General features: G+C 72.0%; 19 protein-coding genes. 6 read left to right on the forward strand and 13 right to left on the reverse strand.

Going from position 1 to position 21,120, the window contains the following annotated elements; translation table 11 throughout:
• On the reverse strand, positions 1-2,682 hold the full coding sequence (locus KUM49_RS11110; protein ID WP_217236580.1) for an AAA family ATPase: 2,682 nt from the start codon (positions 2,680-2,682) through the stop codon (positions 1-3).
• A gap of 276 nt (positions 2,683-2,958) precedes the next feature.
• On the opposite strand from KUM49_RS11110, the gene KUM49_RS11115 reads away from it, so the two are divergent.
• On the forward strand, positions 2,959-3,972 hold the full coding sequence (locus KUM49_RS11115) for a DUF2510 domain-containing protein (RefSeq protein WP_217236581.1): 1,014 nt from the start codon (positions 2,959-2,961) through the stop codon (positions 3,970-3,972).
• Positions 3,973-4,128: 156 nt separating this feature from the next.
• Here the strand turns inward: KUM49_RS11115 and KUM49_RS11120 are convergent, their stop codons facing one another.
• A complete protein-coding gene (locus KUM49_RS11120) occupies positions 4,129-4,743 on the reverse strand; it encodes a TetR-like C-terminal domain-containing protein (RefSeq protein ID WP_217236582.1) in 615 nt (204 codons plus the stop codon).
• A 212-nt stretch (positions 4,744-4,955) separates the two neighbouring features.
• Between KUM49_RS11120 and KUM49_RS11125 the strand changes: the two genes are divergently transcribed.
• On the forward strand, positions 4,956-5,753 hold the full coding sequence (locus tag KUM49_RS11125) for a phosphatase PAP2 family protein (protein ID WP_217236583.1): 798 nt from the start codon (positions 4,956-4,958) through the stop codon (positions 5,751-5,753).
• The gene (locus KUM49_RS11130; protein WP_217236584.1) at positions 5,750-6,736 is read left to right on the forward strand and encodes a DMT family transporter; all 987 of its coding nucleotides are present in this window, start codon (positions 5,750-5,752) and stop codon (positions 6,734-6,736) included. The genes KUM49_RS11125 and KUM49_RS11130 overlap by 4 nt, the downstream gene beginning before the upstream one ends.
• An 18-nt stretch (positions 6,737-6,754) precedes the next feature.
• Here KUM49_RS11130 and KUM49_RS11135 read toward each other — a convergent pair whose 3' ends face one another.
• The 10 genes from KUM49_RS11135 to KUM49_RS11180 form a co-directional block, all read right to left on the reverse strand.
• The gene (locus tag KUM49_RS11135; RefSeq protein ID WP_217236585.1) at positions 6,755-7,570 is read right to left on the reverse strand and encodes a phospholipid scramblase-related protein; all 816 of its coding nucleotides are present in this window, start codon (positions 7,568-7,570) and stop codon (positions 6,755-6,757) included.
• A gap of 64 nt (positions 7,571-7,634) precedes the next feature.
• A complete protein-coding gene (locus KUM49_RS11140; RefSeq protein WP_217236586.1) occupies positions 7,635-9,686 on the reverse strand; it encodes a phosphocholine-specific phospholipase C in 2,052 nt (683 codons plus the stop codon).
• A gap of 209 nt (positions 9,687-9,895) precedes the next feature.
• The gene (locus tag KUM49_RS11145) at positions 9,896-10,828 is read right to left on the reverse strand and encodes a sugar phosphate isomerase/epimerase (protein WP_217236587.1); all 933 of its coding nucleotides are present in this window, start codon (positions 10,826-10,828) and stop codon (positions 9,896-9,898) included.
• Positions 10,825-11,436, reverse strand: coding sequence for a nucleoside deaminase (locus KUM49_RS11150; RefSeq protein ID WP_217236588.1), 612 nt, complete (start codon positions 11,434-11,436; stop codon positions 10,825-10,827). Before KUM49_RS11150 ends, KUM49_RS11145 begins: the two co-directional genes overlap by 4 nt.
• A 14-nt stretch (positions 11,437-11,450) precedes the next feature.
• The gene (locus KUM49_RS11155) at positions 11,451-12,977 is read right to left on the reverse strand and encodes a GMC oxidoreductase (RefSeq protein WP_217236589.1); all 1,527 of its coding nucleotides are present in this window, start codon (positions 12,975-12,977) and stop codon (positions 11,451-11,453) included.
• Positions 12,978-13,032: 55 nt separating this feature from the next.
• Positions 13,033-14,163 carry an ROK family transcriptional regulator gene (locus KUM49_RS11160; RefSeq protein WP_217236590.1) on the reverse strand — a complete coding sequence of 377 codons (1,131 nt, stop codon included), beginning with the start codon at positions 14,161-14,163 and terminating at the stop codon, positions 13,033-13,035.
• 14 nt (positions 14,164-14,177) lie between these two features.
• Complete coding sequence (locus KUM49_RS11165; RefSeq protein WP_217236591.1) at positions 14,178-15,059, reverse strand: carbohydrate ABC transporter permease; 882 nt, start codon at positions 15,057-15,059, stop codon at positions 14,178-14,180.
• Entirely contained in the window at positions 15,056-15,973 is a 918-nt protein-coding gene (locus KUM49_RS11170) for a carbohydrate ABC transporter permease (RefSeq protein WP_217236592.1), read from the reverse strand. Before KUM49_RS11170 ends, KUM49_RS11165 begins: the two co-directional genes overlap by 4 nt.
• 7 nt (positions 15,974-15,980) lie before the next feature.
• The gene (locus tag KUM49_RS11175) at positions 15,981-17,282 is read right to left on the reverse strand and encodes an extracellular solute-binding protein (protein WP_217236593.1); all 1,302 of its coding nucleotides are present in this window, start codon (positions 17,280-17,282) and stop codon (positions 15,981-15,983) included.
• 227 nt (positions 17,283-17,509) lie between these two features.
• Positions 17,510-17,923 carry a cupin domain-containing protein gene (locus tag KUM49_RS11180; RefSeq protein WP_217236594.1) on the reverse strand — a complete coding sequence of 138 codons (414 nt, stop codon included), beginning with the start codon at positions 17,921-17,923 and terminating at the stop codon, positions 17,510-17,512.
• Between the two features lie 206 nt (positions 17,924-18,129).
• On the opposite strand from KUM49_RS11180, the gene KUM49_RS11185 reads away from it, so the two are divergent.
• Genes KUM49_RS11185 through KUM49_RS11195 form a run of 3 tightly spaced genes read left to right on the forward strand, consistent with a single transcriptional unit; the run spans position 18,130 to position 20,311 of the window.
• Complete coding sequence (locus tag KUM49_RS11185) at positions 18,130-19,197, forward strand: aromatic ring-hydroxylating dioxygenase subunit alpha (protein WP_217236595.1); 1,068 nt, start codon at positions 18,130-18,132, stop codon at positions 19,195-19,197.
• Positions 19,194-19,379: a hypothetical protein gene (locus KUM49_RS11190; RefSeq protein WP_217236596.1), complete on the forward strand. Its 186-nt coding sequence runs from the start codon at positions 19,194-19,196 to the stop codon at positions 19,377-19,379. Before KUM49_RS11185 ends, KUM49_RS11190 begins: the two co-directional genes overlap by 4 nt.
• Entirely contained in the window at positions 19,376-20,311 is a 936-nt protein-coding gene (locus KUM49_RS11195) for a PDR/VanB family oxidoreductase (RefSeq protein WP_217236597.1), read from the forward strand. Before KUM49_RS11190 ends, KUM49_RS11195 begins: the two co-directional genes overlap by 4 nt.
• On the opposite strand, the gene KUM49_RS11200 is transcribed toward KUM49_RS11195, so the two are convergent.
• Positions 20,262-21,080: an IclR family transcriptional regulator C-terminal domain-containing protein gene (locus tag KUM49_RS11200; protein ID WP_217236598.1), complete on the reverse strand. Its 819-nt coding sequence runs from the start codon at positions 21,078-21,080 to the stop codon at positions 20,262-20,264. The genes KUM49_RS11195 and KUM49_RS11200 overlap by 50 nt on opposite strands.
• Between the last annotated feature and the right edge of the window lie 40 nt (positions 21,081-21,120).

Here is a 21,120-nt window from a genome sequence, read left to right on the forward strand (position 1 = left end):
CTACCGCAGCCCGCGGCCCGTCTCCAGCACCGCCCTCGCCTGTGCCACCAGCCCGTCCGCGCCACAGGACTTCGCCAGCGCCAGGCCCCGGTTCAGTTCGGCGACCGAGCGGGCGAGGATGCCGTACTCGACGCGGGCCGCCGCGTGTTCGTACTGGCAGGGCGAGGCCTCCAGGTACGCGACCGCCTGCGCGGCCAGCCGGACCGCGCGCTGGCCGGTCTCCAGGGCGGCGGCGCAGCGCAGGGCCTCGCCTATGGCCGTGTCGGTGCCGAGGCGTTCGGCGTGCCGGCGGACGTCGGTGGCGAGCCGGCCGGCCCGGTCCGGGTCCTCGGTGGCGAGGGCCCGGGCGAGGTCGAAGGCCCAGGGGACGAGCACCGGGTTGTGGTGGCCGCGGACGGCCGCCGCCTTTTCCGCGGCCTCCAGTTCGTTGATGCCGTCCTTGGTGCGGCCGACGGCGAGCAGGAGGCGGCCGCGCACGGAGCGGGGGTCGGGCAGCACGATGGTGGAGGGGTAGGGCGGGGCGAAGCCGCACTGCTCGGCGATCGCCCAGGCCTCCTCGACGTGGCCGCGGGCGAGCAGGGTGTCGACGAGGTTGCAGGTCGCGGTCCAGTACAGGGGCAGTCCCCGGCCGACGCGTTCGGCCAGGCGCAGCGCCTCGCGCAGGGACGTCTCGGCCTCCCGGAGGCGGCCGCGGCGGCGGTGGCCGAGTCCGACGTAGGCGTGGGCCAGGGCGAGGTGGCCGCCGCTCCAGCCGGCGGACTCGTAGGCGCGCAGCGCCTCGGAGTAGAGGGCGTCGGCCCGGTCGAGCCGGTCGGTGTAGGCGTACGCGTTGGTCAGCATCAAGAGCAGTTCGACGCCCCACTCGGTGTCGGTCCAGCCGAGGCCGGGTGGGAGCCGGCCGTTGACGAGGGCGCGGTCGCACAGGTCGACGACCTCCTCGGCGCTCTCGCCGTGGGTCATGGCGTCGAAGCCGCGCAGCATGAGCAGGGCGCGTTCGGCGTTGTCCCGGCCGGTGCAGGTGCGGGCGAGTTCGGCGAGGCGCTCGGAGCGGCCCGGTGAGGCGGCCTCGCCCGCGTAGATGCCCTCCCACATGTACTGCACGGCCTGCAGCCGCATCCGGGCGGGTCCGGGCGCGTGCCGGGCGGCCTCCGCCTCGACGGTGCGGACGGCCTCCTCCAGCTGGTCGTTGTGCAGGAGTGCCTGGGAGAGGCGGAAGACGGCGTCGACGCGCGCGTCGCCTTCGAGGCCCGGCATGGCGAGCGCGGTCTGGAGGTGGTCGATGGTCTTCGCGGGCGCGGTCAGGAGGGTGGCGCAGCCGAGTTCGAAGAGCACATGCGCGTGCACCTCGGGCTGTGGGGGTTCCAGCAGGGCGCGTTCCAGGCAGCGGCGGGCGGCGTCGGGGGCGCCGACGGCGAGGTGCTCGCGGGCGGCCTCACGCAGCTGCTCGACGAGTTCCTCGTCGTCGTCCGGGTGGACCTGCAGGAGATGGCGGGCGGCGGCCGCGGCACCGCGCCCGGAGTCGGTGACGACCTGGGCGGCGATGCCGTGCATGGCGGTGCACAGGGCGGGCGGGATGGAGTTGTAGACGGCGGTGGCGATCAGCGGGTGGACGAACTCCAGGTCGCCCTCGTCGGTCGGTCCGTTCGCCGGGTCGGGTGCGGTGAGGATGCGGGCGCTGCGCAGCAGTTCGGCGCAGCGCACGGCGTCGTCACGGCCGAGGGTGGCGAGCTTGGCCACCAGGTCGACGGAGATGCCGGTGCCGAGGATGGCGGCCGCCCAGGCGAACCGGGTGGCGTCGATGCCGAGTTCTTCCAGGCGGGCGACGAGGCCTCCGCCGCGGGCCGCGCGGTTCAGGGCCCGCAGTTCTCCGGCCGCGCTCTCGGTCGGCTCCAGTTCGCTGTCCTGGACCTTGGCGAGGAGTTCGACGGCCTCGTACGGGTTGCCTGCGGTGACGGCCCAGACTTCACGGCAGAACGCGGCGTCGGCGTGCCCGCCCAGGGTGGCACGGGTGAGTCCGGCGGTGGCCTGTGGGGTCAGGGCGCTCAGGGTGGTGGCGGGGAGGCCCGTGGCGGCGACCGCGTCGAGGAGCCGGGCACTCTCGCCGGACATCTCGCCGGGGCGGCGGGCCACCACGACCAGGACGGACAGGTCGTCCAGGCGTTCGGCGAACGCGGCGAGCCAGCACAGGGTCTCCTGGTCGGCCCAGTGGGCGTCGTCGATCAGCAGGACCAGCGGCCAGTCGCGCCGGGCCAGCCGGCGCACCGCGGCGACCAGGCCGTCGGTGACGCCCTGCGGGTCGGCCTGGCGCCCGCCGGGGTCCGTGAGGCCGAGGGCCGGGCCCGCGATGTCGTACCAGTCGCCGAGGTATTCGCGGGCCTCTTCCGGCATCAGCGACATGAGGGCGGGTTGCAGCAGCTGTCGTACGACGTTGAAGGGGACGGACCTGAGGGTTTCGCCGCCGCGCGCCGACCACACCGTGCAGCCGCGTCCTTCGGCGATGCGGCGGGTCTCGGCGAGCAGGGCGGTCTTGCCGAAGCCGGCTTCGCCGCTGATCATCAGCAGGCTGCCCGAGGAGGAGCTGTCCGCGCCCAGGGCGTCGATGGCCCGTACGACGGCGGCGACTTCCTCGTCACGCTCCCACAGCGAGGCCGGGGCGGCCGCCAGGGGCCGTACCTCCGTCATCGCGCTACCTCCCCAAGTCGCCCGTACGACGTACAGACTTGAGCGTAACCGTCCCGATGCCGAAGTGGAGGCCGGTCAGGGCACCTGTTGTCGTGACGGGTGACGCCGGCGGCGCGAGGGCGACGGGCGCCGCCCGTGACCGGCACCCGCCGAGCGCCCTGCGCGGGTCCGGTGGTCGACGTCACCGGCGAGTGCACACGACTCGTCCCGGAATAAGGTGAATTCAGAGTCGGACCTTCTCATGCCTCTTTCACCGAGGCCTCATACGGTGGGGACATGACGCAGGCGACTCCCTCCGGGTGGTACCCCGACCCCGGGCAGACAAGTGACGGTCCCGCCACCGAGCGCTGGTGGGACGGCAAGGCATGGACGGACCAGACCCGGCCCGCGGGGTCGGCCGCCGCGTGGGGCCCTCCGGAGGTGGCGGATGCCGGTCCGTTCCCGGGGCATCCGGGGTATCCGGCGAAGCCGCCGGCCGGCTCGCGGCGCGGTCTGCACACGGGCATAGCCGTCGCGGCGGCCGTCGTGGTCCTGGCGTGCATAGGCGTGGGCGTGTACGCGCTCTCCGGCGACGAGGGCGGCAGCGGCAACACCGCGAACTCGCGGGGGCCGGACGGACAGGGCGGCTCCGGTGGCCAGGACGGCCCCACGGGCGGCCCCTTCGGCGGCAACGGCGGACCCGGGGGCGACGGTGGGTCCGGTGGCTCCGGGGGGTCCGGTGGCCAGTCGCCCTCGCCCGACCAGTCCGAGGCGCCGAGGATCGAGAGCGGTTCGGTGACCGACGCGATCGACGGGATCAGCCTGCCGATACCGAAGGACTGGTACGGCCGGCAGATGGCGGTGGGGGCGTCGGTCACGTCGAACGACTCCTACGACTGCCCCGGCGACACCTCGAAGTCCTGCACGAAGGGCGGCGCGTACTCGGCTCCCGCCCTCGCGCTCGGCACCAAGGGCAGCACGGCCGAGGAGATCGCGAAGGCGGACATCGCGGCCAACGCCGAGGACTCCTACGGCGGCTCGACCTATGGCGCGATCACCTCGCACGACGTGCTGGCCTCCAAGGCGGTGACCGTGGCCGGGCAGAAGGGCTACCTGGTCCGCTGGAAGGCGGTCACCAGCAAGGGCTCCGACGGGTACGTCCAGTCGCTGGCCTTCCCCTCCCCCGCGAACTCCCAGCAGATGGTCGTCGTCCGCTTCGGCGTCGACGTGGAGGAGACGCAGGCCGTGCTCGACGAGATCACCAAGGGCATCAAGGTGTCGAGGGGCGGCGGCAGCGGCCAGGACGTCTGACGTCCGGCGGATCCCCGGAAGAACGGGCCGACCGGGCGGGACTCCGCTCCGCTCAAGAGGAGTCCCGCCCGGCCGGGGGTGCGCGCCGCCCCCGTCCCCACGGTGCGGCGCGGGCAGGCCGCCGTCCCGGTCACCCCGTGGACGGCGGCCTGCGTCTCAGGTCAGGCCGAGTGCCGGGAGCACGGCGGCCTCCACGAACCGGACGAGGTAGTCCGGGTCGGCGTACTTGCCCTCCAGGACGGGCCGCGCGCGCAGGACGCCGAACATCTGGGCCGGGATGTACTCCACCGCCGGATGGCCGGCGGCGATCTCGCCGCGTTCGATGCCGCGCCGCAGGATCTCCTGCAGGGCCGCGATCTCGGGTTCCACCAGTGCCTCGCGCAGCGCCAGCGCGAGTTCCTCGTCCTGCGTGACGGCGTGGCCGAGTGCCTGGACCAGTTGGGTGTCGCTCGTCGACCAGGCGCCCGCCGCCCGTGCGGCCTGGCGCAGGTCCTCGGCGAGCGAGCCGGTGTCGATGCCCGCGAACCGCACCCGACGGCTGCCGCGCAGGGCCGCCGCCACGAACTGGGGCTTGGTCTTCCACTGCCGGTACAGGGTGGATTTGCTGCAGCGCGTGCTGGTCGCGACGCCGTCCATGGTGACGGAGTCGTAGCCGCATGCGCGGATCTGCTCGAGTACGGCGTCGAAGAACTCCCGCTCACGCTCTGGCGTGATCTTGGAGCGGCGCGAGGCGGCGACCGCTTCCGGTCCGTCTGCGGCCTGCGACGTCATCAACTCTCTCCTCGCTCGTGCCCGTGGCCGGGGGCTCACGTTCCAGTGTGTCGTACGTCTATCGATACTCGAGTGTACCGATACGGATCCGTATCGGTACACTCGAGTATCGATACGCGACAGTATCGATGAGTTTCCGCGGCCGGACGAGTCACCAGCCCGTCCGGAACAGCACCAGCACACACGCACCACGTCAGCGAAAGGGCCGGGGGATGAATGCCCGCACCGAGCCTTCACCAGCGGCGCCGAGCGCGACAGCGCGACCGCCGCTCGTCCGTGAGCTCCTGCTCGTCGCAGGGTTCTTCCTCGTCTACAAGTTCGGCCGCCAGCTGGCGACGGGCCACACCGGCGAGGCCTTCGACAACGCGCACCGCGTGTGGGACCTGGAGCGAACCCTCCGGCTGCCGGGCGAAGGCTCGGTGCAGTCCCTGCTGCTGCACGGCGACACGTTCGCGCACCTGGCGAACACCTACTACGCCACCGTCCACTTCCCGGCCACCGCCGCCTTCCTGGTCTGGCTCTACCTGCGCCGCCCCGCGCACTACGTCTGGGCCCGCCGCGTCCTGGCCGCGCTGACCGGCGCCGCACTGGTGGTGCACCTGATGTTCCCGCTGGCCCCGCCGCGCATGCTCGCCGCCACCGGCCTGGTGGACACCGCGCGGATCTACGGACCCTCCGTGTACGGCCCGCCGCAGACCGACCACCTCTCGAACCAGTTCGCGGCGATGCCGTCGCTGCACTTCGGCTGGGCGCTGGTGCTGGCGGTCGGCCTGATCGTCGCCACCCGCTCCCGTCTGCGGTGGCTGTGGCTGCTGCACCCCCTGCTGACGCTGCTGGTGATCGTCGGCACGGCCAACCACTACTGGCTGGACGCGATCATGGCGGGGGCGCTGCTCGGCCTCGCGCTCGCGGTGATCCACCTGCCGCACCGTACGGTCACCACCGCCGGACGCGGTCAGGGCCGGCCCGTACCCGCGGAGGAGCCGGTTCTCGTGGGGGCGGGCCGATGAACGCCACCGTTCTCGCCGTCGTCCTGTCCCTCTTCTCCTCCGTCGCCTACGCGGCCGCGGCCGTCGCCCAGGAAAGGCTGGCCTCCCGCAGCCCGGGCTCGGGCACACTGCGGCTGCTGCGCTCGGGTGCCTGGTGGGGGTCGGTCCTGCTCAACGCGTCGGCCGCGCTGCTGCATGTGGTCGCCCTGAAGTACGGGCCGCTGACCGTGGTCCAGCCGCTCGGTGCGCTCACCCTGGTCGCGGCGGTGCCCATGGGGGCGCGGGTCGCGGGGCGGCGGGTCAGTGCCGCGGAATGGCGGGGCACCGCGCTGACGCTGCTCGGCCTGTCCGCGATCCTGGTCACGGCGTCCGGGCCGGCGCCCGAGGACGTGCTGAGCGTCCCCGAGGCGATGGCGGTCGCGGCGGTGACGGCCACTTTGATCGGCGCTCTGGCGCGGCGGGGGGCCCGGCCGGGCCTGCGGCACGCGTCCGCGTCGGGCTTCGCCTCCGGAGTCGCCTCGGCGCTCACCCAGACCGTGACGGTGGCCGCGACGGACCGCACCCAGTCCCTGCTCAGCGTGGAGGTGGTCGGGGTGGCGCTGCTGGTCGCGGCCTTCGCGACCGGCGGACTGCTGCTGTCCCAGACCGCCTACCGGGACGGTCTCGGTGCTCCGCTCGCCGTGGTGACGCTGGCGAACCCGGTGGCCGCCGCCGCGATCGGCCTCGCACTGCTCGGCGAGCGGCTGCAGGGCGGCGCGGCGGGCATCCTGCTCGCCCTGACGGGGGCGGGGATCGCCGCGTGGGGCGTGGTGCTGCTCTCACGGGTGCCGCGCGCCGGGGCCTTTGGGGATGCGGACGGACACGACCACGAGGAACACCCCGTGGCCGCGGTCCTGGCCCTGAGGCCGGAATCGGCGACGGCCGAGCCGGCGTTGTCGCCCCGGCCGGCCGCAGCGGCGCTGGTGCCCCGGCAGTCCGGGCCGGGACACCTCACACCCCTGTGAGCGCCGTCGCGGGCGGGCTCAGCCGAGTCCGCGCGAGTCCTGCTTGAGCGCCGTGTCGACGGTCAGTGCCGTCGCCACGACCAGGCTCAGCAGCGGCTCGGGCAGCTGGTAGTGGATCTGCAGGACGTAGTTGTCCGCGGTCGTGAACATCGTCTTGGCGAGGCCTTCCCAGGTCTTGGTGATCCGGGCGACCTCCTTGTCGGTGTGGTCGACGATGGCGAAGTTCCACGCGCGCCAGTTCTCCGCCTTGATCGCGCCGACCTGTTGGCCGTTCACGTTCATCGCGAAGTTGATCTTGCCGATCATGTTCTGCTGGACGATCTCGCCCACCGGCTGACCGTCCGGACGCGTCACGAGCACCCGTGACTTGAGGAACTTCGCCGGGCGCGTCAGCAGCAGTACGGGCCGGTCGTGCGCGTCCCGGATCTCCAGCCTGTGCGTCAGGAACTGATCGACGCTGGCGACGAGCCGCAGGGCCTTCTTCAGCGTGCTCTGCCCGACCTGGACGACCGAGCCGAGCTGGTTGCCGTTCTGGTCCATGACCTTGTACTCGTTGGTCAGCTCGATCAGCTTGGCCTTCTGGTTGACCACCAGGACCGGCTCGCTGAACAGGCTGCCGCCGCCGGGGCCGCCCGCCCCGACCCCGGCCTGCTGCTGCACCTGACGCTGGACGCGCGGGTCCGGGCCGGCCGGCTGCGGCGGCACCTGCGGTGCGGCCTGGGCCTGCTGGTTCGTGTGGTCCGTCCACTGCGCGCCGTCCCAGTAGCGGAGCGTCTGGGCCGCTCCGTGCGGATCCGGGTACCAGCCTGCAGGTGTGTTCGATTGCGTGGTCACCGACGCACACTATCCCGAGGGTCCCCGGCCCCGACCAGCCCGGATCCGCACCCACCGGAAGGCTTTACCCAGTCATGACAGCCGGGTCGCTCACCCCCGGCCGCCCGTTCTCCACGTGGCCGGCGAACCTGCGCAGGAACGCCGGCTCGGCCTCGGACGTGACGGTCAGGTCGTACCAGCGCCTGCTCGCCGCGAGGTCGACGGTGTGCTTCACGGTGGCGCCGGCGCGCACGGTGAAGGTCCTGGCCCGGCCGCCGTATGCACTGGTTACCTTCAGCCGCACGGTGCTGGAGCCCTTGTTGGCGAAGGCCAGTTCGACGTCGTCGCCGCTGTGGCGTGCGGTGACCTCGAGGCCGGCGCTGCCGTTCGGTCCCTTGAAGACGCGCAGGAAGCCGTTCGGGCCGTGCACGGTCAGGTCGTACGAGCCGTTCGAGTACGCCGAGTTCCAGGTGTCGGCGATGCTCTTGCCGGCCTCGGTGGTGTACGTCCACGGACCGTCGGCGCGGTTGCCGGACGTGACGTGGAAGGCGGCCCCCGCCTTCGCCCCCGAGGCGAAGGTGAGCGTGTACGTGCCCGCCACCGCGTCCGCCGAACCGTGCACGGACGGGGCGTACTTCAGCGGGCGGGCCGGGCGCAGGCCGCGCTCCTGCACAGGCATGCCGGGGTCGGCCGGCGGCGTGGGGCGGTAGTCGGGGTGACGCTCGCGGTCCGGCGGCTCGTAGCCGTCGGTGTCCGGCAGCGCGGCCGGCCTGGTGTCCTTGCGGGAGAAGTCGAACGCGGACGTCAGGTCGCCGCAGACCGCGCGCCGCCAGGGCGAGATGTTCGGCTCGCCGACGCCGAAGCGACGCTCCATGAACCGGAGGATCGAGGTGTGGTCGAGGGTCTCGGAGCAGACGTATCCGCCCTTGCTCCACGGCGAGACGACCAGCATCGGCACGCGCGGCCCGAGGCCGTAGGGGCCGGCCGGGCGCTTGCTGTCGCCCGGGTAGAGGTCCGGGGAGACGTCGACCGTGGACCTGCCCTGCGCGGCGGACGCCGGCGGCAGCGGCGGCACCACATGGTCGAAGAAGCCGTCGTTCTCGTCGTAGGTGATGAACAGGGCCGTCTTCGCCCACACCGCCGGGTTGGAGGTGAGCGCGTCGAGAACCTGCGCGATGTACCAGGCGCCGTAGTTCGAGGGCCAGTTGGAGTGCTCGGAGAAGGCCTCGGGGGCGGCGATCCAGGAGATCTGCGGCAGCCGGCCGGCCTTGACGTCCGCCTTCAGCCGGTCGAAGTAGCCGTCGCCGTTCTTGACGTCGGTGCCGGTGCGGGCCTTGTCGTACAGCGGGTCGCCGGGCTCGGCGCCCCGGTAGGTGTTGAAGTAGAGCAGCGAGTTGTCGCCGTAGTTGCCGCGGTAGGCGTCCTCGATCCAGCCCCAGCTGCCCTTCGCGTCGAGGCCGTCGCCGGTGTCCTGGTAGATCTTCCAGGAGATCCCGGCCTTCTCCAGCCGCTCCGGGTAGGTCGTCCAGCCGTAGCCGAGCTCGTCGTTGCCGAGGACCGGGCCGCCGCCCCGGCCGTCGTTGCCCGTGTAGCCCGACCACATGTAGTAGCGGTTGGGGTCGGTCGAGCCGATGAACGAGCAGTGGTACGCGTCGCAGACGGTGAAGGTGTCGGCGAGGGCGTAGTGGAAGGGGATGTCCTCCCGGGTCAGGTACGCCATGGTCGTGGTGCCCTTCGCGGGCACCCACTTGTCGTACTTGCCCCCGTTGTAGGCGGCCTGCCCGTCGGGCCAGCCGTGCGGGAGGCCTTCCAGGAACTGCATGCCGAGGTCGTCGGCGTCCGGGCGGAACGGCAGCACCTCCTTGGTGCCGTCCGACTGGTGCCATATCGACCTGCCGTTGTCGAGCGTGACCGGGCGGGGGTCGCCGAAGCCGCGTACGCCTCTGAGCGAGCCGAAGTAGTGGTCGAAGGAACGGTTCTCCTGCATCAGGACGACGATGTGCTCGACGTCCTCGATCGTCCCGGTGCGGTGGTGGGCCGGAAGCGCGGCGGCTCGCTGGATGCTCTGGGACAGCGCGGTGAACGCCGTGGTGGCGCCGGTGAGCTGAAGGAAGCGGCGCCGGTTGACGTCGGGCATGGGTGGGGGCCTCTCATCCTGAGTACGGATGGCCGGAACGTGACGGAAGGTGCGCGAAAGGAGTGTTCCAAGAGCACCAAACGTCAGGGAAGGGTCTGGTGGCGCTGATGTGAAAGTCGTGAGTACGGAGGATGTGCCGTGCCGGAGCGCGGGGAGGGCCGCGCTCGTCCCTGGTGTACCTGCGACTGCCGGAGACGGCCCACGCGGAGCTACGGCGCTGAGGTCCACCGCTGTGCCACGGCCCGTCCCGCCCGGAGCGCGGCCACGGGGTCGGCCGCCTCGTCCAGTTCGATGAGTACGGTGCCGGCACCGGGGGTGCGGGACATCGCGTCGGCCCAGCCCTTCCAGTCCACGATGCCCGTGCCCAGTTGGGCCATGTAGGGCTGCTGCCGGGCGAAGACCGTGTCGTCGATGGTGAGTTGCACGTCGATCGGTCCGACCGCGTCCTTCCAGTGCGCCAGGGCGATGCGCGGGGTGTGGCGGCGCGCGACGGCGACCGGGTCGCCTCCCCCGAGGGCGATGTGGCAGGAGTCGGGGCACAGCCACACGTAGCGTGGGTCGGTGAGGGCCATGAACAGGTCGATGTCCCGCTCGTACCAGAGGGTGCTGTGGGACTCCGTGTGGAAGGCCAGTTTCACGCCGTGCCGGGACACCGCCTCGCCGACCGCGTGCGCGATGCCGGCCATGCGGGTCATGTACGCGGCGTCGACGAAGAAGGGCGGCCGGGTCCCGTACGTCGTCCGCATGGGCAGTCCGGCGACGAGGAGTTCCGCCCCGGCCTCGGCGAGGAAGGCCGCGCGGCGTTCGGCGTCGGCGACGATCGCGGCCAGGTTGTCGCCGTGCCGCCAGTCGGGGCAGTCGCTCCCGGCGATGAAGGCGCTCACGACGGACAGGCCCCGGTCCGCGAGCTCGCGGCGGAACGCCGGTGCGCTGCCGAAGGCCCGCAGGGCGGAGTCGATGTCGCCGGGCGCGAAGGTCAGCTCGATGCCGGTGACTTCGGCGTCGGCCAGTGCGTCCATGACGCGTTCCCAGAACCGCTGCGGATGCTGCCGGGCCCAGTCCCGCACGGCGTCCGCGGAGGCCAGACCCCAGAAGGCCGGGTGGTGGAAGGTGATGACGTCGGTCGCGAAGCGAGGCGTCATTCGGCACCGCCACGGGCGTTGTAGACGACGATGCCGTCGGCGCTGTCGACGGCCTTTCGGTAGTCGCGGAACACGGTGAGCGCCTCGTCGCGGAGCACGTCCTTGACGACCTCGATGCCGCGGGCCTGGAACTGCTCGGCCCAGTCCGCGCCGAGCGGGCCCTCGTCGAAGGTGGTGATCTCCTCCAGTTCCGGGCCTTCACCGGCGACCACGAGGGCGCGCACCCCTGACCACATGGTGGCGCCGTAACACTGGACGCACGGGCGCCAGTTGACGACGAGTTCGTGCGCCGGCAGGCCGTCGCCGCCGAGGTCCCAGCCGCCGGTCGCCGTCTGGGCCAGGCCGAGGGCGACGACCTCGGCGTGGGCGCTGGAGACGCCGGAGGCGAGGACGACGTTCACGCCGACCGAGACGATCCGGCCGCTGTCCCGTTCGGCGACCAGGGCCGCGAACGGGCCGCCGTCGCCCGCGCGCCAGTTGCGGTCGGCGAGGCGGTGCACGAGGCGCATGCGGTCCTCGCGGTCGGGGACGGCGGCGGGCACGTCGGCCAGTTCGTCGTCGATCCAGGCCGGCAGAGCCACCTGGTACTGCCTGGCGATGTCGATCATGATCGTGCTTCCTGTCAGTGGGTGGCGAGCGCGGTGTGCCGCCGGGCTACGGCACGGGCGGCCCGGACGGCGGTCACCGCTCCGGTCAGGGTGACGTTGGCGGCCATCGCGGTGGGGATCACGCCGTTGCCGGCGAGGTACAGGTTGTCGTAGCCCCACACCCTGCCGTCCGGGTCGCACACGCTGGTGCCGTCGTCGGCGGCGCCGGCCCGGACCGTGCCGGTCTGGTGCAGCGAGGAGCCGGGCGGCAGCAGCGCGCTTTCGGTCGCGGGGTCGAAGGGGCCGAACTCCTCGGCTGTGGACCGGACTTCGTCCAGTGCCCGGGCGATCAGCGCACGGTCCGCGTCGCAGTAGCCGAACTCGACTGTGATCCGGGGCATCCCGGCGAGGTCGGTCTGCGTCTCGGAGAACACGAGCCGGTTCTCGGGGCGCGAGGCGACGGGGGCGTACAGCGAGAGGCCCACGGAGTGGGCAAGGGGCCGGCCGTCCTCGTCCAGGTACGTGCGGTTCATGATCTGTCCGTGGAAGGGCTGCGCCGCCCCGTTCTGCGGCAGCCAGAGCGAGTCCGTGCTGAACTCGCCGGGGCGCTGCAGGGGCAGGTCGTCGAGGCCGATGCCGAACCGGTCGAGGTCGAGCAGGACCCGGGCGGTGATGAACGCGTGCTCGTTGAGGTGACGGCCGAGCGCGTGGGGCCGTATGCCCGAGGCGAACAGCAGTTGCGGGGTGCGCAGCGCGTCGGCGCACACCACCACGGTGTCCGCGAGGAGCACGGACGTGGCGCCGTCGGCGACGCGGCGCAGCCGGGCGCCGGTGACGCGGTGGTTTTCGACGAGCAGGGTCGTCGCGAGCGTGCCGGTGGCCAGGGTGAAGGCCGGGTCACCGCCGACTGCGAGCGCGGGGAAGATCGTTCCCGGTGCCGTGCGGGGCATGGGGCCCGAGGTCGTCGGGGTGACGGCCATCGGCATCGGCTGTGGCCGCCGGCCGTCCGGTCCCGTGCCGTCGAAGCGTCGGCTCAGGACGTCCAGCACCGTCCGGCCGACCTCGGTCGGGCCGATCGCGGCGGGCGTGACGGCGAGGATCCGGTGCGCGGTGTCCAGGTCCGCCGCCCAGCGGGCCGGGTCGCCGAAGTCGAACACCTCGTGCCCGGCGGGCCAGGGTGTCGCGGCGGTCCAGTGGACGCCCATGCCGCCCGCGTTCCAGGCGAGCGCCGTCGCGGGCATCTCCTCGGCGTCCTCGCCGAAGGCCAGGGCGTGGACCATGCCGGGCGTCAGGCCGGTGAGGCCGGCGGGGACCTCGCGCACCACCTCGGCGCCCGTGTACATGCCCTGGACGCCGGTGGCGACCTGTTCGTTGTAGCGGGCCCACAGGAGCGGGTCGTCGAGGTCGTGCAGGTGCAGGCCGGGACTCTCGCCGATCGCGCTGCCCCCGTCCACCATGGTGATGTCCAGCGCCGGATCGGTGTCGCGCAGCTGCCGGGCCACGACGGATCCCATGATGCCGCTGCCCACGATGAGGACGTCGGTGCGGGGGGTGTCGGTCAAGGTGAGACTCCAGGTGTCGGGCCACGGGTGTCGGAGCAGCGTGCGGGAGTGCGCTTCACGTGCGCGGGACGAGCGGGCCGAACAGCTCGGTGTCCATGCGGTCCAGGGCCAGCTTGACGGCGCCGACGAGGGCGGCGTCGCGGCCCAGGCCGGTGGCGCGCAGCTCGATCGCCGGGGTGCGGGCGTCACGCATCGCGGCACGCACCCGGGGCAGCAGGACGTCGGCCGCGTCCTCCAGGCCCCCGCCGAGCACGATGAGCGAGGGGGCGACCGTCCACGACAGGATGGTGAGGATCGACGCGATGTTCTCCACGAACTCGTCGACCTCGGCGAGTGCGCCCGCCTCGCCCGCGCGTGCGGCGTCGTACCGGGCGAGGGCGACGCCGCGTTGGGCCGGGTCCGGTGACGTCAGCCAGGCCACCGGGTGGTGCTCGACCGAGCCGGCCGGTATGGAGCGGGCCTCGACGATCTCGCCCGCGGCGCCGTCGAGACCGCGGTGCACGGCTCCCCGGATGAGGATGCCGAGGCCGGTGCGGTTGCCGAGGATCGCCCATACGACGTTGTCGTGGTCGCCGGCCACGCCCCGCCAACGCTCCGCGAGGGCACCGAGGTTGGTGTCGTTGTCCGCGAACCAGGGCACCGGGATGCGCCGGCCCAGTTCTTCGGGCAGGTGCACGCCTTCCCAGTGCGTCGTGTGCACCAGGCGCCGTACGACTCCGTCGTCGTCGATCGCGCCGCCGCCCGCGACCGCGCCGGCGCGCAGCCGGTCCGCCGACCCGCCCGCGTCGTCGAGCGCCGCCCGGACCAGGGCGGCCGCGTCGTCGAGGGTGACCTGCGGGTCCTGGTAGGCGCGCAGCGGCCCGTGGGCCCGACCGAGAATGCGGCCGCGGACGTCGGCGACGACCGCGGCCGCGTCCGACGTGGTGATGGTCACGGCCGCCAACAGGGCGTGTTCGGCGCGCAGTTCGTAGCGTCGGGCGGGGCGCCCGGCGGAGCCGCTGACCGGCACCCGGTCCAGCTCCGCCACCCAGCCGGCCTCGACCAGCGAGTCCAGGATCAGCTCGATGGTGCGGCGGGACAGGCCGGCCCGCTCGGCGAGCGCGGTCAGCGTCGTCGGCCCGGCCGACACCGCCAGCGCGCGCAGGACGACGGAGGTGTTGACGCGCCGGACGGCGCTCTGGTTCATCCCCGACATGACGCTCACCGCATTCCCGTTCCGGAGATGCCCTGCACGAAGTAGCGCTGCAGGAACAGGAAGAGCAGCAGTACCGGCAGCATCACGACGATCGCGCCGGCGAGCATCAGGCCGTAGTCCGTGACGTGGGCGGCGGCCTGGCTGGTGGCGGCGAGGCCCACCGGCAGCGTGTAGGTGGACATGCTCTGCGCGACGATGAGCGGCCAGATGAAGTTGTTCCACGAGGTGAGGAACGACATGATCGTGATCGTCGCGACGGCGGGGCCCGCCAGCGGGAGGAAGATCCGGAAGAAGATCCGGAACTCGCCCGCGCCGTCGATCCGGGCCGCCTCCAGCAGTTCGTCGGGAATGGACATCGCGTACTGCCGCACGATGAACACCGACAGGGGCATCGCCACCCCGGGCAGGGCGACACCGGTGAGGGTGTCCGCCAGGCCGAGGTCGACGGTGATCACGAACTGCGTGACGAAGACCGCGGTGAAGGGCACCATCATCGCCGCCATGACCGCGCCGAACGCGAGCCTCTTGCCGGCGAAGTCGAGTTTCGCGAGCGCGTAACCGGCGGCCGACGCCGCGACGATGTTGCCGGCCACCACGATGACCGCGACCACGACGCTGTTGACCATGAACCGGCCGAAGCCCTCGGTGGCGAACAGCCGCACGAAGTTGTCGAAGGTGACGTGGTGCGGGAGCCAGGCACCGGGGTCGGAGCGGATCTCGTCGAGACTGCGCAGCGAGCCGCTGATCACCCAGGCGAACGGCAGCATCGTGAGGAGCGCGCACAGTACCAGCGCGCCGTACAGCAGCGGCCGGGCGACGGACCGGGGGCGAGCGGCGGCCCGGTCGGTGGCGGTTTCGGCGTTCCGCAACGCGGCGACGGCGCTCATGTGCGGGACCTCAGCAGCCGGAACTGGACCAGACTCACCAAAGCCACCATGACGAGCGTGACGAAGGACGCGGCCGAGGACATCCCGAACTCGCCGGCCCCGAACTGGTGGTAGGTGTACAGCGCCACGGATTCGGTGGAGCCGAGCGGGCCGCCGTTGGTGAGCAGGTACGGCTCGTCGAACACCTGGAGGTAGAACACGGTCAGCAGCACCGACACCATCAGGGTGGTCGGCAGCAGCAGCGGCAGGGTGATGTGCCGCAACTGCCGCCATCGTCCGGCCCCGTCGAGGGAGGCGGCCTCGTACACGTCGTCCCCGATCGACTGCAGGCCGGCGAGGAACAGGACCATCGCGGTGCCGAAGTTGCGCCAGACGCCTAGCAGGATCACCACCGGCATGGCGAGGTCCGGGTCGTCCAGCCAGTTCGGTCCGGCGAGGCCCATGGTGCCGAGCACCTTGTTGACGGTGCCGTCGGCCTGGAAGGCGTACTGCCAGATCAGGGCGACCGCCACGACGTTGGTGACGACCGGCGCGAAGAAGAGGGTGCGGAACGTGCCGCGCAGGCGCCGGATGCCGGAGTTCAGCGCGAGGGCCAGCCCGAAGCCGATCGCCATGGTCAGGGGCACCCCGACGGCCACGAACAGGGCGGTGTTGCGGATGTCGCGCAGGAAACTCGCGTCCTGGAACAGACGGACGAAGTTGTCCAGGCCGGTGAAGTCGACCGCGAGCGGATGCCGCAGATCGGTGCCGCGCAGGTCGGTGAGGCTGAAGGCGAGCGCGGCGACGGTGGGAACGGCCGTGTAGAGCAGGAACACGAGGGCGAACGGCGTGAGGAACAGCCAGGCGACGGCCGTACGGCGGGCGCGGCTCCGGCTGCGGCGCCCGGAGCCGACGAATACAGGCGTGGTGGTCATCCGCGGCTCACTTCGCGCCCGTGCCGAGGCTCACGGCGTACGCCTGGATGTTCGCGGCGGCCTTCTCGGCGGTCGCCGTTCCCTTGGCCACGGCTTCCATCTCCTTGCCCATCCGGGTCGCGACCTGCTGCCAGGTGGTGACGCGCGGGAACGTCCGGGTGTTCTTGAGCTGTGCGAGGAAGGCGTCGAGCAGTGGCTGGTTCTTGATGGCGGGGTCCTCCCAGGCGGAGATGACCGCCGGCAGCGAGCTGTACGCCTCGTACTGCGCGACCTGGGTGCTGGGCTTCGCGATGTGCCGGACGAGCTTCCACGACGCCTCCGCGTTGCCGCTGTCCGCGAGCACGCCCCAGGTGCCTCCCGCGGAGAAGGAGGCGCTGCCCGACGAACCGGCCGGCAGCGGTGCGGTGGCCACGTGGGACGCGGTCCAGCCGTCCTTCTTCGCGGCGGTGTCGAGCTGCCCGACCACCCACGGGCCGGTGATCATCGTGGCGGTCTTCCCGCTGACGAAGTACGGCTGCGCGTCGAGGAACGTGGGCGTGGCGGTGTCGGCGGCACCCGAGGTGAAGAACGACGCGTTGTACCTGAGCGCGTCGACCATCGCGGGTGTGTCGAGTGTCCATTTCCCGCCGGCGGAGAGCAGCGAGCCACCGGCCTGCCAGGCGTACATCGCGACGTCCTGGCCGTTGAAGAGGTCCCAGCCGTTGTCGGCGCCGAGGCCGCGCCTGGCACCGGCGCCCTGGAGCGCCTTGAAGAACGGCACCATCTCGTCCCACGTGGCCGGCGCCTCGACGCCCGCCTTCCGGGCCAGGTCGGAGCGGTAGACGAGGGCGTACGTGTAGGCGTACCAGGGCACCGTGTAGGCCACGTCGTCGACCACACCCGCGTCCCACAGGCTCTTGAAGAAGCCGGCCGGGTCGACGAGTCCGTCCGGAACGGCCCGCAGGATCGACGGGTCGAGGAACTGCGCCTGCGACTCGGGGAAGAACTGGGCCACGTCGGGGCCCTTGCCCGCCGCGATCGCCGCCTGGAGCTTGGTGTAGTACTCGGCGTTCGGGATCAGCGTGAACGTCACGGTGACGTCGGGGTTCGCGCTCTTGAACGGCTTGATGACCTTCTCCAGCACGTCGGCGTCGCCCTGGGCGGCCCAGACGCTGATGGTGCCGGTGGCCGGGGAGTCGTCGATGGGCTCGGCGGAGGTTTTCGCGGCGGCGGTGTCGTCCTCGCGCCCACAGCCGGTCAGGCCGAGGGTGCCGAGGACGGCCATGCCGGCGGTCAGCTTCAGGGCACCGCGTCTGGAGAGGTTGGGCACCTTGGGCTCCTGGGATTTCAGGGGTAAGTAGCTTTTTCGGTCCGACGGACCCAGGAGCGAAGCTATGAGCGATGCATTTCGGCCACATGCACGGAGCCGTCCCGAATAATTTCGGAACTTGTAGCGAATCCGGTCAGGGTGCCCGAGCCGCACGCACGGCCGGCGCGCGCCCCTCGATGTCGTGGAGGGCCGGCCGGCCGGTCCGCGTCCGCCTCGGCGATGTCGTCTCAAGGGGCGCTTGTGCGCGGGCCGTTGTACTGCTCGTCGGTGACCTTCTCCAGCCACTCCGTCTCCGGGCTGCCGTCGCCGCGGCCCTCCCAGAGGGCGAGGTGCTCCATGAAGGCGTCGGGGGCTGCGCCGTGCCAGTGCTCCTCGCCGGGCGGGGTGTGGACGGTGTCGTCCGGGCGGGCCTCGATGACCGTGCCGTCGCGGCCGCCGATCAGGGCGACGCCGGAGACGATGTGCAGAGTCTGGCCCAGGGCGTGGGAGTGCCGGTCGGTACGGGCGCAGGGTGCGAACCGTACGAGGTTGAGGCGGGCGCGGGACGGCTCCTGACCGGCGTACACGACGTCCCACCACACGTCGCCGGTGAACCAGTCGGCCGGGGCCTTGCTGGTGGGCTGCTTCTTGAGGATCTCCATCGGTTTCTCCTGATTTCGTACGGTAATGGGCGGGATCTCTCCTACCCACGCCGGGTGGGTTCCTCAAAGCCCGGCCCGTCACCCAGCCGATGCCGGGCTGCTGACCGGAGGCAGTACGCGCACTTCCGCGAGACGGAAGAGGCATTGCCGTGCCGTGACGCTCTTCCGGATGATGTCGCCATCACCAGAGAGACGGAGCCGCTTCCATGCCTCACACCACCGCCTTCGCCAGGAACCAGTGGTACGTCGCCGCCTACAGCCACGAGGTAGGGCGCGAGGAGTTGCTCGGCCGGACGATTCTCGGTGAGCCGCTCGTCTTCTACCGCACCGAGGAGGAGGGGACGCCGGTCGCGCTGCACGACCGGTGTGTGCACCGCCGCTACCCGCTCTCCAAGAGCGGACTCGACGGCGACCGCATCGTCTGCGGCTACCACGGCTTCACGTACGACAAGACGGGCGCCTGCGTGTACGTGCCGGGGCAGAAGCGCGTCCCGCGCACCGCCCGCGTCACCTCCTACCCGGTCGTCGAGCAGGACTCCCTGGTGTGGGTGTGGATCGGCGACCCGGCGCTCGCCGACCCGCAGGCCATCCCGCGGGCCCGCCACCTCGACTCCCCCGGCTGGGTGACCGTACGCGGCATGGAACCGATCGACGCCGACTACGGCCTGCTGGTCGACAACCTCCTCGACCTGTCCCACGAGACGTATCTGCACGGCGGCTACATCGGCACCCCCGAGGTCGCCGAGACGCCGATCACCACCGAGGTCGACGAGGGCGCCGGGATCGTACGGGTGAGCCGGCACATGGACGACGCGGAGTGCCCGCCGTTCTACGCCAAGTCCACCGGCATCAAGGGCCGGATCACGCGCTGGCAGGACATCGAGTACCACGCGCCCTGTCTCTACCTGCTGCACAGCCGGATCGCGCCGGTCGGTGTGGTGCCCGAGGCGGACGGCAGCGACCCGAACGGCTTCCACACCGAGATCACGTACGCCATCACGCCGTCCGCCGACGGCAAGGTGTACGACTTCTGGATGGTCTCGCGCGACTGGGCCACGCAGGACGACGAGGTCACGGAGTTCCTGCGGGGCAACAACCACACGGTCGTCATGCAGGACGTCGACGCGCTCAACCTCCTCCAGGAGACGCTCGGCAGCGAGCGCACCGGCTACCAGGAGCTGAGCATCAACATCGACACCGGCGGCCTCGCGGCCCGCCGTATCCTCGCCCGCCTGGTCGAGGAGGGCGCGAAGCCGATGGAGAAGGTCCAGTGACCAGCCCCACCGGCGAGGTCTACCGCATCGACTGGCTCCCCGGCACCGACATCCTGCACGGCACCTGTCACTGCGGCCGCGAGCACACCTCGCAGGACCCGATCGAGATGTGGGAGTGGATGCTCGCCCACCCACAAGGACACGAGCCGCGAGGACACGAGCCGCAAGGAACCAGCTCATGACCCTGTACGAAGCCGAACTCGTGGTCGCGCAGCGGGAGTTGGCGGCCGACGGAGTGCTCGCCCTGACCCTGCGTCACCCGCTGGGCGAACCGCTCCCGGTCTGGGAGCCCGGCGCCCACGTCGACGTCGTGCTCGGGCCGGACCTGGAGCGGCAGTACTCGCTGTGCGGCGACCCGGCCGACCGGGACGCCTGGCGGATCGCCGTCCTGCGCGAGCCGGACGGGCGCGGCGGATCCGCCCATGTGCACGGGCAGTTGGGGCAGGGAGACAAGGTGCGCGTGCGCGGTCCGCGCAACCACTTCGCCCTGCGGCCCGCGCCCCGCTACCGCTTCGTCGCGGGCGGCATCGGCATCACGCCGATCCTGCCGATGCTGGCCGCGGCGGAGGCGGCGGGCGCCGAGTGGACGCTGCTGTACGGCGGCCGGAGCCGTGCGTCCATGGCGTTCGCCGAGGAGTTGGCCCGCTACGGGGACCGCGTCACGATCGCCCCGCAGGACGAGACCGGCCTGCTGGACCTGGCCTCGGTGCTCGACGACGTCCCGGAGGGCACCCTCGTCTACTGCTGCGGTCCCGGGGCGCTCCTCGACGCGGTGGAGGCCCGGTGCCCGGCCGGGGTGCTCCATGTCGAGCGGTTCCAGCCCAAGGAGCAGGAGACCGGCGACAACACCGAGTTCGAGGTCGAGCTGGCGCAGAGCGGCCGTAGGCTCACCGTCCTGAAGGACGTCTCGGTGCTCGACACCGTGCGCGCCGCCGGCGTCGAGGTGCTGTTCTCCTGCACCGAGGGCACCTGCGGCACCTGCGAGACCGACGTCCTGGACGGCACCCCGGACCACCGGGACTCGGTGCTCACCGACGAGGAGCGGGAGTCCGGGGAGACCATGCTCATCTGTGTGTCCCGGTGCCGGGGGAAGCGGCTCGTCCTCGACCTGTAGACAGCCCGAGGTCGGTCTCGATCCCGGCGACCGCCGCCAGCAGGGGCGGCAGCAGGTCCCGGCGCACCGACGCCAGGGAGTTGCGGCTCACGTGCACGGGGATGTTCACCGCCGCCACCACCTCGCCGCCCCGGTCCCGCACCGGGGCGGCGATCGAGCGCAGCCCCTCCTCCAGCTCCTGGTCGACGAGGGCGTATCCCTGCCGGCGTACCCGGTCGAGCTCGGCCCGCAGCGCTCGCGCCGACACGATGGTGCGGGCGGTCAGCGGACGCAGGTCGGCGCGGGCGAGCCGCGCCTGAAGCTCCTCGTCCGGCAGATGGGCGAGGATCACCCGGCCCACGGAGGTGGCGTGGGCCGGGAAGCGGGTGCCGACGGTGATGGCCGCGGTCATGATGCGGCGGGCCGGCACCCGGGCCACGTACACGACGTCGTCGCCGTCGAGCACGCACAGGGACGACGACTCCCTGGTGCGTTCGACCAGTCGCTCCAGATGCGGTTCGGCGATCTGGGGCAGTGAGAAGCTCGACAGGTAGGAGTAGCCGAGCTCCAGCACGCGCGCGGTGAGCCGGAACGTACGGCCGTCCTGGCGGACGTAGCCGAGGTCGACGAGGGTCAGCAGCAGCCGACGGGCGGCCGCGCGCGTCAGGTCGCAGGTGCGGGCGACCTCGCTGAGCGTGCGCTCCGGATGCTCGGCGTCGAAGGCGCGGATGACGGCGAGCCCGTGCTCGAAGGACCTGACGAAGTGCGCTGCGCGAACCGGCTCGGACATCGTGAGGCCTCCAGCACTGTCGACAATGTGATCAGCCGGC

Source organism: Streptomyces sp. AC555_RSS877, assembly GCF_019049245.1.
Lineage (GTDB): Bacteria > Actinomycetota > Actinomycetes > Streptomycetales > Streptomycetaceae > Streptomyces.